This window comes from Pantoea rwandensis (assembly GCF_000759475.1).
GTDB lineage: Bacteria > Pseudomonadota > Gammaproteobacteria > Enterobacterales > Enterobacteriaceae > Pantoea > Pantoea rwandensis_B.
In genome coordinates this window covers 923,229-938,041 of the sequence record NZ_CP009454.1, presented here as the reverse complement: position 1 = coordinate 938,041, position 14,813 = coordinate 923,229, and the positions used below count along the sequence as shown (strand labels likewise).

9 protein-coding genes, 3 tRNA genes and 4 rRNA genes are annotated in these 14,813 nt (G+C 52.6%); 9 read left to right on the top strand and 7 right to left on the bottom strand.

Going from position 1 to position 14,813, the window contains the following annotated elements; translation table 11 throughout:
• The first annotated feature begins 54 nt into the window (after positions 1–54).
• The 9 genes from LH22_RS04310 (at position 55) to LH22_RS04270 (ending at position 9,005) form a co-directional block, all read left to right on the top strand.
• Positions 55–297 carry a YhdT family protein gene (locus tag LH22_RS04310; RefSeq protein WP_038644358.1) on the top strand — a complete coding sequence of 81 codons (243 nt, stop codon included), beginning with the start codon at positions 55–57 and terminating at the stop codon, positions 295–297.
• Positions 287–1,732, top strand: coding sequence for a sodium/pantothenate symporter (panF, locus tag LH22_RS04305; RefSeq protein WP_038644357.1), 1,446 nt, complete (start codon positions 287–289; stop codon positions 1,730–1,732). Before LH22_RS04310 ends, panF begins: the two co-directional genes overlap by 11 nt.
• An 11-nt stretch (positions 1,733–1,743) precedes the next feature.
• Positions 1,744–2,625 carry a 50S ribosomal protein L11 methyltransferase gene (gene prmA / locus LH22_RS04300; protein ID WP_038644356.1) on the top strand — a complete coding sequence of 294 codons (882 nt, stop codon included), beginning with the start codon at positions 1,744–1,746 and terminating at the stop codon, positions 2,623–2,625.
• Positions 2,626–3,020: 395 nt separating this feature from the next.
• Positions 3,021–3,986, top strand: a complete 966-nt coding sequence (gene dusB, locus LH22_RS04295; RefSeq protein ID WP_038644355.1) for a tRNA dihydrouridine synthase DusB — start codon at positions 3,021–3,023, stop codon at positions 3,984–3,986.
• A 24-nt stretch (positions 3,987–4,010) separates the two neighbouring features.
• Positions 4,011–4,307 carry a DNA-binding transcriptional regulator Fis gene (fis, locus tag LH22_RS04290; RefSeq protein WP_003855228.1) on the top strand — a complete coding sequence of 99 codons (297 nt, stop codon included), beginning with the start codon at positions 4,011–4,013 and terminating at the stop codon, positions 4,305–4,307.
• A 541-nt stretch (positions 4,308–4,848) separates the two neighbouring features.
• Positions 4,849–5,874, top strand: a complete 1,026-nt coding sequence (locus LH22_RS04285; RefSeq protein WP_034830184.1) for an amino acid ABC transporter substrate-binding protein — start codon at positions 4,849–4,851, stop codon at positions 5,872–5,874.
• Positions 5,875–5,940: 66 nt separating this feature from the next.
• Positions 5,941–7,119, top strand: a complete 1,179-nt coding sequence (locus tag LH22_RS04280) for an amino acid ABC transporter permease (RefSeq protein WP_038644353.1) — start codon at positions 5,941–5,943, stop codon at positions 7,117–7,119.
• Positions 7,120–7,134: 15 nt separating this feature from the next.
• Complete coding sequence (locus LH22_RS04275) at positions 7,135–8,235, top strand: amino acid ABC transporter permease (protein ID WP_038644352.1); 1,101 nt, start codon at positions 7,135–7,137, stop codon at positions 8,233–8,235.
• 8 nt (positions 8,236–8,243) lie between these two features.
• Positions 8,244–9,005, top strand: a complete 762-nt coding sequence (locus tag LH22_RS04270; RefSeq protein WP_034830190.1) for an amino acid ABC transporter ATP-binding protein — start codon at positions 8,244–8,246, stop codon at positions 9,003–9,005.
• A 171-nt stretch (positions 9,006–9,176) separates the two neighbouring features.
• Here the strand turns inward: LH22_RS04270 and rrf (LH22_RS04265) are convergent.
• From rrf (LH22_RS04265) to LH22_RS04235, 7 genes are all read right to left on the bottom strand, one after another.
• A 5S ribosomal RNA gene (gene rrf, locus LH22_RS04265) occupies positions 9,177–9,292 on the bottom strand.
• 36 nt (positions 9,293–9,328) lie between these two features.
• Positions 9,329–9,404 (bottom strand) — tRNA-Thr (locus LH22_RS04260).
• 15 nt (positions 9,405–9,419) lie between these two features.
• Positions 9,420–9,535 (bottom strand): 5S ribosomal RNA (rrf, locus tag LH22_RS04255).
• Positions 9,536–9,640: 105 nt separating this feature from the next.
• Positions 9,641–12,548 (bottom strand): 23S ribosomal RNA (locus LH22_RS04250).
• Between the two features lie 202 nt (positions 12,549–12,750).
• A tRNA-Ala gene (locus tag LH22_RS04245) sits at positions 12,751–12,826 on the bottom strand.
• Positions 12,827–12,968: 142 nt separating this feature from the next.
• A tRNA-Ile gene (locus tag LH22_RS04240) sits at positions 12,969–13,045 on the bottom strand.
• 74 nt (positions 13,046–13,119) lie between these two features.
• A 16S ribosomal RNA gene (locus tag LH22_RS04235) occupies positions 13,120–14,659 on the bottom strand.
• Together the 16S, 23S and 5S rRNA genes with 3 tRNA genes alongside form the textbook arrangement of a ribosomal RNA operon.
• Positions 14,660–14,813 lie beyond the last annotated feature (154 nt).

The window sequence follows — 14,813 nt, the reverse complement described above, 5'->3', positions numbered from 1 at the left end:
ACAAAGGCCGGTTAATCCGGCCTTTTTCATTTTTGTTACCTTTGAGGTTGCATAATGGATTGGCGTTTTTTACAAGCGAACAAAGAGGCGCGCTGGGCATTTTATCTGACGCTGGCGTATCTCGCCGTCTGGGGCCTCAGCGCCTGGCTGGGCGGCAATGAGAGCGGCATCACCGGATTACCGCACTGGTTTGAGCTCTCCTGCATTTTCGCCCCGCTGCTGTTTATTGTCCTTTGCTGGTTGATGGTTCGCCTGTTGTATCGCGATATGTCGCTGGAGGATCAAGATGGACAGTGAAATCATTCTGCCTCTGTTAGCCTATCTGGTACTGATCGCCGGATTGTCGGTGTTTGCCATGCGCAAACAGCGTCAGGGCAATTTCCTCACCGAATACTTCCTCGGCAGCCGTTCAATGGGTGGCTTTGTGCTGGCCATGACTATCACCACCACCTACATCAGTGCCAGTTCGTTTATTGGCGGGCCGGGTGCTGCCTATAAATATGGTCTTGGCTGGGTATTGCTGGCGATGATTCAGGTGCCGGCGGTGTGGCTCTCGCTCGGTGTACTAGGGAAAAAATTTGCCATTCTGGCGCGGCGCTACAATGCGGTGACATTGAATGACATGCTGTATGGCCGCTATGGCAGCACACTGCTGATTTGGCTCTCCAGTATTAGCTTGTTGGTGGCCTTTGTTGGCGCGATGACCGTGCAGTTCATTGGTGGCGCGCGTCTGCTGGAAACGGCAGCAGGTATTCCCTACGACACCGGTCTGCTGATTTTCGGCGGCACTATTGCGTTGTATACCGCGTTTGGCGGCTTCCGTGCCAGCGTACTCAATGATGCGATGCAAGGTCTGGTGATGCTGATCGGCACCTTCCTGCTGCTTTTCGCGGTGATCCATCAGGCAGGCGGACTGGAAACGGCCGTGACCAAGCTGCGCACTATTGATCCACAGCTGGTCTCCCCGGAAGGCGTGGGCAATGTCATCAACCCGACTTTTCTCAGCTCCTTTGCCGTATTGGTGTGCTTTGGCGTGATTGGTTTGCCGCATACTGCGGTGCGCTGTATTTCGTATAAAGACAGCAAAGCCATGCATCGCGGCATCATTCTGGGCACCATTGTCGTGGTGATTCTGATGCTCGGCATGCATCTGGCGGGGGCGTTAGGTCGTGCCATTCTGCCGGATCTCACTATTCCGGATCGCGTGATCCCGACACTGATGATCACCGTGTTGCCGCCAATGGCAGCCGGCGTGTTTCTCGCTGCACCGATGGCAGCTATCATGTCGACGATTAACGCGCAGCTGCTGCAATCCTCCGCTACGCTGATCAAAGATCTCTATTTGCGTATTGCACCACAGCACAGCGAGAATGAATCGCGCCTTCGGATGCTATCCGGCACCATCACTTTCGTGCTGGGCATATTGCTGTTACTGGCGGCATGGAATCCACCGGATATGATTATCTGGCTCAATCTGCTGGCCTTTGGCGGACTGGAAGCCGTGTTCCTCTGGCCGCTGGTATTGGGACTGTATTGGGAGCGTGCTAACTCGACAGGTGCTATCAGCGGCATGGTGGTCGGCGCGGCTTGCTATACCTTGCTCGCCAGCCTGAACATTGAACTATGGGGCTTCCACCCTATCGTTCCCTCATTGACCTTAAGCCTGCTGGCCTTCGTGGTGGGTAATTTGTTTGGCAGCACGCCTGAAGCGCGTCACGCTGCAGTGAAATAAAGAGAAACGCTATGCCTTGGATTCAAATCAAAATTAACAGTACCGGCGAAAATGCCGAGCCGCTCAGCGATGCGCTGATGGACGTGGGCGCCGTCTCGGTGACGTTTCAGGATACCCATGACAACCCGGTTTACGAACCGCTGCCGGGTGAAACACGCTTATGGGGCGATACGGATGTGATTGGTCTGTTCGACGCCGAAACCGAGATGGACGATGTGGTGGCCGAGCTGAGTCAACATCCGCTGCTGGGATCGCATTTCCATCACAAGATCGAGCAGATCGAAGATAAAGACTGGGAACGTGAATGGATGGATAACTTCCACCCGATGCGTTTCGGTGAACGTTTGTGGATCTGCCCGAGCTGGCGGGACGTGCCGGATCCGAATGCCGTCAACGTGATGCTGGATCCGGGCCTGGCGTTTGGTACCGGCACCCACCCGACCACTTCGCTCTGTCTCACCTGGCTCGATGGGCTCGATCTTCAAGGCAAAACCGTGATCGATTTTGGCTGTGGATCCGGCATTCTCGCTATAGCCGCCCTCAAACTGGGCGCGTCGCAGGCTATCGGGATTGATATTGATCCACAGGCTATTCAGGCCAGCCGTGACAATGCGGAGCGCAATGGCGTTTCTGATCGTCTGTCGCTCTATCTGCCGCATCAACAACCCGAAAACCTGCAAGCTGATGTGGTTGTCGCCAATATCCTCGCCGGCCCGCTACGTGAACTGGCGCCGCTGATTAGCGTATTGCCAAAAACGGGCGGGCATCTGGGATTGTCGGGCGTATTAGCCAGCCAGGCTGAAGGGGTGTGCGAAGCCTATGTTGAGCGCTTCGAGCTTGATCCGGTGGCGGAAAAAGAGGAGTGGTGCCGTATTACTGGCGTGCGTCGCTAAGCTTGATCACCGGCTGGCTTCGCTGGCCGGTTTGCTGTCTGGCCACCCTAACGGTGAAAGGGATTCACTCTCTGCAGATAAGCCGTAAACCTGCTACCTGAAAGCAATTAAATTAGTACATTTAATAATCACATCGCCGTCATTTCTCTGGCTAATTACCGGATGTAGCGGTTTTTATGTTGTGTTTTTGGGCGTGATTTAAGAAAAACTTTTGCTCACAATTTCAGCATAAATTTTTAATTGACTGAATTATATAGATTATTAGTTGTATCATCGCTGTTAAGGCCGATTTCCTTGCCGATTGACGGCGAATTGTTCAAAGTTTGGCCTTTCATCTTCGTTAAAAAATGCGTAATATACGCCGCCTTGCGAACAGTTAGGGTCACTTCTTTTTCATGCGCATTGGACACCATCAGCTACGTAATCGACTCATCGCTGCACCTATGGCTGGCGTTACCGACAAGCCATTTCGCACCTTGTGTTACGAGAACGGCGCGGGTATGACTGTCTCCGAGATGCTGTCATCAAACCCAGAAGTTTGGGCCAGTGATAAATCCCGTTTGCGTATGGTGCATAGTGACGAGCCTGGAATCCGTGCCGTGCAAATTGCCGGTTGCGATCCTGATGAGATGGCTGCTGCCGCGCGCATTAATGTGGCGTCTGGCGCGCAGGTTATTGATATCAACATGGGCTGCCCGGCTAAGAAAGTGAATCGTAAGATGGCTGGCTCAGCACTGCTGCAGCATCCGTCACTGGTGGAGTCTATCCTCCGTGCGGTGGTGAATGCAGTTGATGTACCGGTTACGCTGAAGATTCGCACCGGCTGGGACAAAGAAAATCGTAATTGTGTAGAGATTGCCCAATTGGCTGAACGCTGTGGCATTCAGGCTCTCACCATTCATGGCCGCACGCGCGCCTGTTTGTTTGAGGGGCACGCTGAATACGACAGCATTCGGACAGTTAAGCAGAGCGTTTCCATTCCGATTATCGCGAATGGTGACATTACTGACCCGCATAAAGCCAGAGCGGTGCTCGACTATACCGGAGCCGATGCTCTGATGGTTGGTCGCGCTGCTCAGGGAAGACCGTGGATCTTCCGGGAAATCCAGCATTATCTGGACACAGGGGAGCTGCTGGCACCGAAGCCGCTGGCTGAAGTGAAGCAAATGCTGATTGGACATATACGGGAACTGCACGACTTTTATGGTCAGCGCAAGGGATACCGTATTGCTCGTAAACACGTTTCCTGGTATTTGCAGGAAAGTGCTCCTGATGACCAGTTTCGGCGCACATTCAACGCCATAGAGGATGCCAGCGAACAGCTGGAGGCGTTGGAGGCATACTTCGAAAATCTTGCGTAAACGAAATAAAGAGCTGAAAGAACTATGTTCGAACAACGCGTAAATTCTGATGTACTGACCGTTTCTACCGTTAACTCACAGGATCAGGTGACGCAAAAGCCACTTCGTGATTCGGTTAAACAGGCACTGAAGAACTATTTTGCTCAACTGAATGGTCAGGATGTAAGTGATCTGTATGAGCTGGTATTGGCTGAAGTTGAGCAGCCTCTGTTGGACATGGTGATGCAGTACACCCGTGGCAACCAGACCCGTGCAGCTCTGATGATGGGTATCAACCGTGGTACGCTGCGTAAGAAGCTGAAAAAATACGGCATGAACTAATTGTTCTTTGCTGCGCTAACGCCAACCCTCGGGTTGGCGTTTTTGTTTGTGCCTCACCGATAGTTTCACTGCGTTAGCAACGGATGAAACAATTGTCGCGGATATGGTAACGATAGTTGCAATTGCATCCGTGATATTTTGTCTCTCTTACCGCACGTCTTTTGCCCCTTTTTAGCGCCAGCTTTGTGCGTCATAACGCCCGCCATGCCGCTTTCCCAGTGATCCTGCACTGTTTCTACCGTAACCCTGCAAACGCATACATTTTATCCTGAGTGATGGCTCACACTGCTTCCACATAGTGAAACTATTTGCACTATTTGTGATCGCGTCGTCTCGTCATGCAGCCTTTTGGTGCGCGATAGTAGCCAAAATTTCTGGATGCGTCCTTTTATTAAAAGATCTTTCCAGTGAATTCAGGATTCTGCAAACCTGGCATTACCTTTGCAGAGTCGTGGATGGCCAACCGCCACAGACAGAAAAAAGCGCACATTAAAGTGCGTGCAAACATAACAACACACGATCTCGCCACACAGGATGCTTTATGAAAAAGATGATGCTTTCCACCCTGGTCGCTGCAGCCTCGCTGTTCGCCGTTACTCAACAAGCGCACGCAGGCACCACGCTGGATGCCATTAAAAAGAAAGGTTTCGTACAGTGCGGTATCAGCGATGGCCTGCCAGGCTTCTCCTACGCTGATGCCAGCGGCAAATTTACCGGAATCGACGTGGATGTCTGCCGCGCTGCTGCGGCTGCGGTATTTGGTGATGCCAGCAAGGTGAAATACACCCCGCTGACGGCTAAAGAGCGTTTCACTGCGCTCCAGTCTGGTGAAGTGGACATCCTGTCTCGTAATACCACCTGGACCTCTTCACGTGATGGTGGCATGGGCTTCTTGTTCGCTGGTGTGAACTACTATGACGGCATCGGCTTCCTGACCCATAAGAAAGCGGGTCTGAAAAGCGCCAAAGAGCTGGATGGTGCCACCGTCTGTATTCAGGCCGGTACCGATACCGAGCTGAACGTGGCTGACTACTTCAAAGCCAACAAAATGCAGTACACGCCAGTGACCTTCGACCGCTCGGATGAGTCAGCGAAAGCGCTCGACAGTGGCCGCTGCGATACCCTCTCTTCTGACCAGTCTCAGCTGTATGCACTGCGTGTGAAACTCGGCAAGCCAGATGATTTCATCGTGCTGCCAGAAGTGATCTCTAAAGAGCCGCTGGGGCCAGTGGTACGTCGTGGTGACGACGATTGGTTCACCATCGTTAAATGGTCTCTTTACGCCATGCTGAACGCAGAAGAAATGGGCGTGAGCTCTAAGAATGTTGATCAAATGGCGGCCAAGCCAACTACTCCGGATATGGCTCACCTGTTGGGGGCAGAAGGTGACTTCGGTAAAGACCTGAAACTTGATAATAAATGGGCTTACAACATCATCAAACAGGTCGGTAACTATCAGGAAGTGTTCGATCGCAACGTGGGTAAAGACAGCGCACTGAAAATCGCGCGTGGCCAGAATGCACTCTGGAACCAGGGCGGCATCCAGTACGCTCCACCAGTACGCTAAGTCTGTTCTGCCAGTCGGGCACCGCACCCTGCGGTGCCCAAGCGTTTTCTTCACTGAGGTTTCAACATGTCACAACGCCCAACCGTAAAGAGGGATTTTTCGTTTGGTAATCCTACGGTTCGCGCCTGGCTTTACCAGATCATCGCGATTGTGGCCGTGCTTGCTGTAGTGGGATATCTGGTCCACAATACAGTAATCAACCTGGCCAACCGCGGCATCACATCCGGTTTCGGATTTCTTGAGCGCAATGCCGGTTTCGGCATCGTCCAACACCTGATCGATTACACCGAAGGCGATACTTACGCGCGCGTGTTTATGGTGGGGTTGACCAATACCCTGCTGGTTTCCGCGCTCTGCATTGTGTTTGCCTCCATCCTGGGCTTCGCCGTAGGGCTCGCACGCCTGTCTGAAAACTGGCTGCTGCGTAAACTCTCGACCATCTACATCGAGACGTTTCGTAATATCCCACCGCTGCTGCAGATCTTCTTCTGGTACTTTGCGGTATTGCGTAACCTGCCAGGGCCACGTCAGGCACTCAATGCGTTTGATCTGGCGTTTGTCAGTAACCGCGGTTTGTATATTCCGTGGCCCGAGTATGCGCCGGGCACCTGGCCATTCCTGATTGCACTGGCGCTGGCCATTCTCGGCAGTGTTGCGCTTTTCCGCTTCAACCGTAAGCATCAATTAAAGACCGGCCAGTTACGCCGCACGTGGCCCGCCGCTGCAGGTTTGATTGTGCTGTTACTACTGATTGCACACACATTGTTTGGTGCCGCAACGCATTGGGATGTACCAGAACTGCGCGGATTCAACTTCCGTGGCGGCTTTGTGATGATCCCGGAGCTGGCGGCGCTAACGGTGGCGCTGTCTGTGTATACCTCATCGTTCATTGCGGAAGTGATTCGCTCCGGGATTCAGTCCGTGCCGCACGGTCAGAATGAAGCAGCTCGCTCACTGGGTCTGCCAAATCCTGTCACGATGCGCCAGGTCATCATCCCGCAGGCAATGCGCGTGATCATCCCACCGTTAACCAGCCAGTATCTCAATATCGTGAAGAACTCATCATTGGCGGCGGCCATTGGCTATCCCGATATGGTGTCGTTGTTTGCCGGTACCGTGCTGAACCAAACTGGCCAGGCGATTGAAACTATCGCGATCACCATGGCGGTCTATCTGATCATCAGCCTGCTCATTTCACTGCTGATGAACCTCTACAACCGCAAAATTGCGCTAGTTGAGCGATAAGAGAACGGGATCATTATGTCTGTTACCACACACGATACATCGCCTGCACCCAGCAATCCGTTAGGGAAAGCCTGGCTGTGGGCGCGCAAAAATTTGTTCTCCAGCTGGCTGAATACCCTGCTCACGTTGTTCAGCTTCTGGATTATCTGGAGTGTGATTCCACCGGCGCTGGAGTGGCTGATTTTCCAGGCCAACTGGATTGGCGAAACACGTGCAGATTGCACCAAAGCAGGTGCATGCTGGGTATTCATCCACGCACGTTTTGGCCAGTTTATGTATGGACTTTATCCGCACGAACTGCGCTGGCGCATTAATCTGGCGTTAATGGTTGGCTTAGTGTCGATCATTCCCATGTTCATTAAGTCAATGCCACGCCGTGGTCGCTACATTGCCTGCTGGGCGGTGATCTACCCGATTGTTGTCTGGCTGCTGATGTATGGCGGCTATCTGGGGCTGGATCGCGTGGAAACCCGCCAGTGGGGCGGCCTAACGCTAACGCTGATTATTGCCTCAATTGGCATCGCCGGCGCACTGCCGTTGGGGATTCTGCTGGCGCTGGCTCGTCGTTCAAAAATGCCAGTGGTTCGCACCCTGTCAGTCATTTTCATCGAGTTCTGGCGCGGTGTACCCTTGATTACCGTGCTGTTTATGTCATCGGTGATGCTGCCGCTGTTTATGGCTGAGGGCACAACCATCGACAAGCTGGTACGTGCGCTGGTTGGAGTGATTCTGTTCCAGTCCGCTTATGTTGCAGAAGTGGTACGTGGCGGCTTGCAAGCGCTGCCAAAAGGGCAGACTGAAGCAGCAGAATCACTGGCACTCGGCTACTGGAAAACGCAGATGCTGGTTATTCTGCCGCAGGCACTCAAGCTGACCATCCCCGGATTAGTGAATACCATCATTGCACTGTTTAAAGATACCAGCCTGGTGATCATCATCGGCCTATTCGATCTCTTCAGTAGCGTGCAGCAAGCCACCGTTGACCCCACCTGGTTGGGTATGTCTACCGAAGGCTATGTGTTTGCTGCCATGGTTTACTGGATTTTCTGTTTTAGCATGTCGCGCTATAGCCAGCATCTGGAGAAGCGCTTCCACACCGGGCGTAAATCGCACTGAGGTTTTACATGACACAAATTATGACTAATGCGGCTGACGCCATGATGATTACGCTCGAAAACGTGAATAAATGGTACGGTCAGTTCCATGTTCTTAAAGATATTAACTTACTGGTGAAACCCCGCGAACGCATTGTTCTTTGCGGGCCTTCGGGATCCGGGAAATCGACGACTATTCGTTGCATCAATCATTTAGAAGAGCATCAACAAGGCCGTATCGTAGTAGATGGCATCCATCTTAACGATGATGTGCGCAATATTGAGCGTGTACGCACCGAAGTCGGCATGGTATTCCAGCATTTCAATCTGTTCCCGCATCTTACTGTGTTGCAAAACTGCACGTTGGCACCGATTTGGGTGCGTAAGATGCCGAAGAAAGAAGCGGAAGAGTTAGCGATGCATTATCTGCAACGCGTGCGTATCGCGGAACATGCCCATAAGTTTCCAGGACAGTTGTCAGGAGGGCAGCAACAACGTGTGGCGATCGCGCGTTCGCTGTGTATGAAACCGAAAATCATGCTGTTCGATGAACCCACCTCAGCACTCGATCCAGAAATGGTGAAAGAGGTTCTCGATACCATGATTGGTCTGGCAGAAGATGGTATGACGATGTTATGCGTGACGCACGAGATGGGCTTTGCGCGTACTGTGGCGGACCGGGTGATCTTTATGGATCGCGGAGAGATCGTTGAAGAAGCGCCGCCGCAGGAGTTCTTCGCGAATCCTAAATCAGAACGTACACGCGCCTTCCTTTCTCAAGTTATCCATTGATATTCAATGAGCTACTTAAGCCTCTGCACAATCTGTGCAGAGGCTTTTTTATGCCCGTAATATTATTTCGCATTGACTCATTTCGACGTTTTTGGTGAATCTTGAGCCTGGTTGCGAGTTTTAAACATACAAAAAAGCCCTGAACTTTCGTTCAGGGCTTCTGTGTTTGATGCCTGGCAGTTCCCTACTCTCGCATGGGGAGACCCCACACTACCATCGGCGCTACGGCGTTTCACTTCTGAGTTCGGCATGGGGTCAGGTGGGACCACCGCGCTAAAGCCGCCAGGCAAATTCTGTCATTTACCGAACTCACGCTTTAAAACTGGTGCTGATACCCAGAGTCGAACTGGGGACCTCACCCTTACCAAGGGTGCGCTCTACCAACTGAGCCATATCAGCACACTATAATTTGATGCCTGGCAGTTCCCTACTCTCGCATGGGGAGACCCCACACTACCATCGGCGCTACGGCGTTTCACTTCTGAGTTCGGCATGGGGTCAGGTGGGACCACCGCGCTACAGCCGCCAGGCAAATTCTGTTATTCACGCCGCCCTCGCAGGCCGCGCAAATCAATCCGTTCGAACAAAGCTGAAAATCTACTTCTGCGTCTCTCAAAAAACGCCTCTGGCGTTGTAAGGTTAAGCCTCACGGGTCATTAGTACCGGTTAGCTCAATGCATCGCTGCACTTACACATCCGGCCTATCAACGTCGTCGTCTTCAACGTCCCTTCAGGACTCTCTGGGAGTCAGGGAGAACTCATCTCGGGGCAAGTTTCGTGCTTAGATGCTTTCAGCACTTATCTTTTCCGCACTTAGCTACCGGGCAATGCCATTGGCATGACAACCCGAACACCAGTGGTGCGTTCACTCCGGTCCTCTCGTACTAGGAGCAACCCCCCTCAATTCTCCAGCGCCCACGGCAGATAGGGACCGAACTGTCTCACGACGTTCTAAACCCAGCTCGCGTACCACTTTAAACGGCGAACAGCCGTACCCTTGGGACCTACTTCAGCCCCAGGATGTGATGAGCCGACATCGAGGTGCCAAACACCGCCGTCGATATGAACTCTTGGGCGGTATCAGCCTGTTATCCCCGGAGTACCTTTTATCCGTTGAGCGATGGCCCTTCCATTCAGAACCACCGGATCACTATGACCTGCTTTCGCACCTGCTCGAGCCGTCACTCTCGCAGTCAAGCTGGCTTATGCCATTGCACTAACCTCCTGATGTCCGACCAGGATTAGCCAACCTTCGTGCTCCTCCGTTACTCTTTGGGAGGAGACCGCCCCAGTCAAACTACCCACCAGACACTGTCCGCAGCCCGGATCACGGGCCTACGTTAGAACATCAAACATTAAAGGGTGGTATTTCAAGGTTGGCTCCACGCAGACTGGCGTCCACGCTTCAAAGCCTCCCACCTATCCTACACATCAAGGCTCAATGTTCAGTGTCAAGCTATAGTAAAGGTTCACGGGGTCTTTCCGTCTTGCCGCGGGTACACTGCATCTTCACAGCGATTTCAATTTCACTGAGTCTCGGGTGGAGACAGCCTGGCCATCATTACGCCATTCGTGCAGGTCGGAACTTACCCGACAAGGAATTTCGCTACCTTAGGACCGTTATAGTTACGGCCGCCGTTTACCGGGGCTTCGATCAAGAGCTTCTCCTTGCGGATAACCCCATCAATTAACCTTCCGGCACCGGGCAGGCGTCACACCGTATACGTCCACTTTCGTGTTTGCACAGTGCTGTGTTTTTAATAAACAGTTGCAGCCAGCTGGTATCTTCGACTGGCTTCAGCTCGGGGAGCAAGTCCCTTCACCTACGCGCCAGCGTGCCTTCTCCCGAAGTTACGGCACCATTTTGCCTAGTTCCTTCACCCGAGTTCTCTCAAGCGCCTTGGTATTCTCTACCTGACCACCTGTGTCGGTTTGGGGTACGATTTCGTGTTACCTGGAGCTTAGAGGCTTTTCCTGGAAGCAGGGCATCAGTTACTTCACCACCGTAGTGACTCGTCATCACACCTCAGCGTTAAAAAGAGTCCGGATTTACCTAAACTCTCCGCCTACATGCTTAAACCGGGACAACCGTCGCCCGGATAACCTAGCCTTCTCCGTCCCCCCTTCGCAGTAACACCAAGTGCAGGAATATTAACCTGCTTCCCATCGACTACGCTTTTCAGCCTCGCCTTAGGGGTCGACTCACCCTGCTCCGATTAACGTTGAACAGGAACCCTTGGTCTTCCGGCGAGCGGGCTTTTCACCCGCTTTATCGTTACTTATGTCAGCATTCGCACTTCTGATACCTCCAGCATGCCTCACAGCACACCTTCAACGGCTTACAGAACGCTCCCCTACCCAACAACGCCTAAGCGTCGCTGCCGCAGCTTCGGTGCATGGTTTAGCCCCGTTACATCTTCCGCGCAGGCCGACTCGACCAGTGAGCTATTACGCTTTCTTTAAATGATGGCTGCTTCTAAGCCAACATCCTGGCTGTCTGTGCCTTCCCACATCGTTTCCCACTTAACCATGACTTTGGGACCTTAGCTGGCGGTCTGGGTTGTTTCCCTCTTCACGACGGACGTTAGCACCCGCCGTGTGTCTCCCGTGATAACATTCTCCGGTATTCGCAGTTTGCATCGGGTTGGTAAGCCGGGATGGCCCCCTAGCCGAAACAGTGCTCTACCCCCGAAGATGAGTTCACGAGGCGCTACCTAAATAGCTTTCGGGGAGAACCAGCTATCTCCCGGTTTGATTGGCCTTTCACCCCCAGCCACAAGTCATCCGCTAATTTTTCAACATTAGTCGGTTCGGTCCTCCAGTTAGTGTTACCCAACCTTCAACCTGCCCATGGCTAGATCACCGGGTTTCGGGTCTATACCCTGCAACTTAACGCCCAGTTAAGACTCGGTTTCCCTGCGGCTCCCCTATACGGTTAACCTTGCTACAGAATATAAGTCGCTGACCCATTATACAAAAGGTACGCAGTCACCTGACAAATCAGGCTCCCACTGCTTGTACGTACACGGTTTCAGGTTCTGTTTCACTCCCCTCGCCGGGGTTCTTTTCGCCTTTCCCTCACGGTACTGGTTCACTATCGGTCAGTCAGGAGTATTTAGCCTTGGAGGATGGTCCCCCCATATTCAGACAGGATACCACGTGTCCCGCCCTACTCTTCGAACTCACAGTATGTGCATTTTTGTGTACGGGAGTATCACCCTGTACCCTGCGACTTTCCAGACGCTTCCACTAATGCACAAACTGATTCAGGTTCTGGGCTGTTCCCCGTTCGCTCGCCGCTACTGGGGGAATCTCGGTTGATTTCTTTTCCTCTGGGTACTTAGATGTTTCAGTTCCCCAGGTTCGCCTCGCAACACTATGTATTCATGTTGCGATGATGCACAGAGTGCACCGGGTTTCCCCATTCGGACATCGTCGGCTGTAGCGGTTCATATCACCTTACCGACGCTTTACGCAGATTAGCACGTCCTTCATCGCCTCTGACTGCCAGGGCATCCACCGTGTACGCTTAGTCGCTTAACCTCACAACCCACAGGCGTTTTACAACGCATGCAGACTGCAAGCATTTGAGAGACTCGAACACATCGTTTATTCATTCTTATTACGGAGAATGAACGCGACGTGTCGTTTCAATTTTCAGCTTGTTCCGGATTGTTAAAGAGCATAATACTTCGCAGCCTACCGTTGCCGGTACGCTCTGAAGTATTGTTTTGAGTCACTGTAATGGTGGAGCTAAGCGGGATCGAACCGCTGACCTCCTGCGTGCAAGGCAGGCGCTCTCCCAGCTGAGCTATAGCCCCATACAGTTACTGCAGAGACCACTACTACCACTCACCAGGAGTTCCGCTTTTTCAAACGGTAATTTCTTTTCAGGCAAGGCAAAGGGTCGCGACGTATAGTGAGCTATACGAGCGGCGCTTTAACGCAGCATGAGAAGAAATTTGGTAGGCCTGAGTGGACTTGAACCACCGACCTCACCCTTATCAGGGGTGCGCTCTAACCACCTGAGCTACAAGCCTGTAGAGGTTTTTTCTGCTCGTTACTTTTCTATCAGACAATCTGTGTGAGCACTGCGCGGGAAGGTATCTTCAGGTAAGGAGGTGATCCAACCGCAGGTTCCCCTACGGTTACCTTGTTACGACTTCACCCCAGTCATGAATCACAAAGTGGTAAGCGCCCTCCCGAAGGTTAAGCTACCTACTTCTTTTGCAACCCACTCCCATGGTGTGACGGGCGGTGTGTACAAGGCCCGGGAACGTATTCACCGTAGCATTCTGATCTACGATTACTAGCGATTCCGACTTCATGGAGTCGAGTTGCAGACTCCAATCCGGACTACGACGCACTTTATGAGGTCCGCTTGCTCTCGCGAGGTCGCTTCTCTTTGTATGCGCCATTGTAGCACGTGTGTAGCCCTACTCGTAAGGGCCATGATGACTTGACGTCATCCCCACCTTCCTCCAGTTTATCACTGGCAGTCTCCTTTGAGTTCCCGGCCGGACCGCTGGCAACAAAGGATAAGGGTTGCGCTCGTTGCGGGACTTAACCCAACATTTCACAACACGAGCTGACGACAGCCATGCAGCACCTGTCTCAGCGTTCCCGAAGGCACTAAGGTATCTCTACCGAATTCGCTGGATGTCAAGAGTAGGTAAGGTTCTTCGCGTTGCATCGAATTAAACCACATGCTCCACCGCTTGTGCGGGCCCCCGTCAATTCATTTGAGTTTTAACCTTGCGGCCGTACTCCCCAGGCGGTCGACTTAACGCGTTAGCTCCGGAAGCCACGCCTCAAGGGCACAACCTCCAAGTCGACATCGTTTACGGCGTGGACTACCAGGGTATCTAATCCTGTTTGCTCCCCACGCTTTCGCACCTGAGCGTCAGTCTTTGTCCAGGGGGCCGCCTTCGCCACCGGTATTCCTCCAGATCTCTACGCATTTCACCGCTACACCTGGAATTCTACCCCCCTCTACAAGACTCTAGCCTGCCAGTTTCGAATGCAGTTCCCAGGTTAAGCCCGGGGATTTCACATCCGACTTGACAGACCGCCTGCGTGCGCTTTACGCCCAGTAATTCCGATTAACGCTTGCACCCTCCGTATTACCGCGGCTGCTGGCACGGAGTTAGCCGGTGCTTCTTCTGCGGGTAACGTCAATCGCCAAGGTTATTAACCTTAACGCCTTCCTCCCCGCTGAAAGTACTTTACAACCCGAAGGCCTTCTTCATACACGCGGCATGGCTGCATCAGGCTTGCGCCCATTGTGCAATATTCCCCACTGCTGCCTCCCGTAGGAGTCTGGACCGTGTCTCAGTTCCAGTGTGGCTGGTCATCCTCTCAGACCAGCTAGGGATCGTCGCCTAGGTGAGCCATTACCCCACCTACTAGCTAATCCCATCTGGGCACATCCGATGGTGTGAGGCCCGAAGGTCCCCCACTTTGGTCCGAAGACGTTATGCGGTATTAGCTACCGTTTCCAGTAGTTATCCCCCTCCATCGGGCAGTTTCCCAGACATTACTCACCCGTCCGCCACTCGTCACCCAAGAGCAAGCTCTCTGTGCTACCGTTCGACTTGCATGTGTTAGGCCTGCCGCCAGCGTTCAATCTGAGCCATGATCAAACTCTTCAATTTAAAGTTTGATTTGCTGCAACAAGTGCAGCGATGCTCATCTGTAAAACGTCATAATGAATTTCATTATGTGTTCACTCGTGAGACTTGATATTTTTTACGTCCGGAGACGCTGATATCAATCCTGCGAGTGCCCACACAGATTGTCTGATAAATT

Bases quoted from the DNA above. Each gene is read 5' to 3' on its own strand.
- LH22_RS04310 (WP_038644358.1), top strand. From the start codon at position 55: ATGGATTGGCGTTTTTTACAAGCGAACAAAGAGGCGCGCTGGGCATTT.
- panF (WP_038644357.1), top strand. From the start codon at position 287: ATGGACAGTGAAATCATTCTGCCTCTGTTAGCCTATCTGGTACTGATC.
- prmA (WP_038644356.1), top strand. From the start codon at position 1,744: ATGCCTTGGATTCAAATCAAAATTAACAGTACCGGCGAAAATGCCGAG.
- dusB (WP_038644355.1), top strand. From the start codon at position 3,021: ATGCGCATTGGACACCATCAGCTACGTAATCGACTCATCGCTGCACCT.
- fis (WP_003855228.1), top strand. From the start codon at position 4,011: ATGTTCGAACAACGCGTAAATTCTGATGTACTGACCGTTTCTACCGTT.
- LH22_RS04285 (WP_034830184.1), top strand. From the start codon at position 4,849: ATGAAAAAGATGATGCTTTCCACCCTGGTCGCTGCAGCCTCGCTGTTC.
- LH22_RS04280 (WP_038644353.1), top strand. From the start codon at position 5,941: ATGTCACAACGCCCAACCGTAAAGAGGGATTTTTCGTTTGGTAATCCT.
- LH22_RS04275 (WP_038644352.1), top strand. From the start codon at position 7,135: ATGTCTGTTACCACACACGATACATCGCCTGCACCCAGCAATCCGTTA.
- LH22_RS04270 (WP_034830190.1), top strand. From the start codon at position 8,244: ATGACACAAATTATGACTAATGCGGCTGACGCCATGATGATTACGCTC.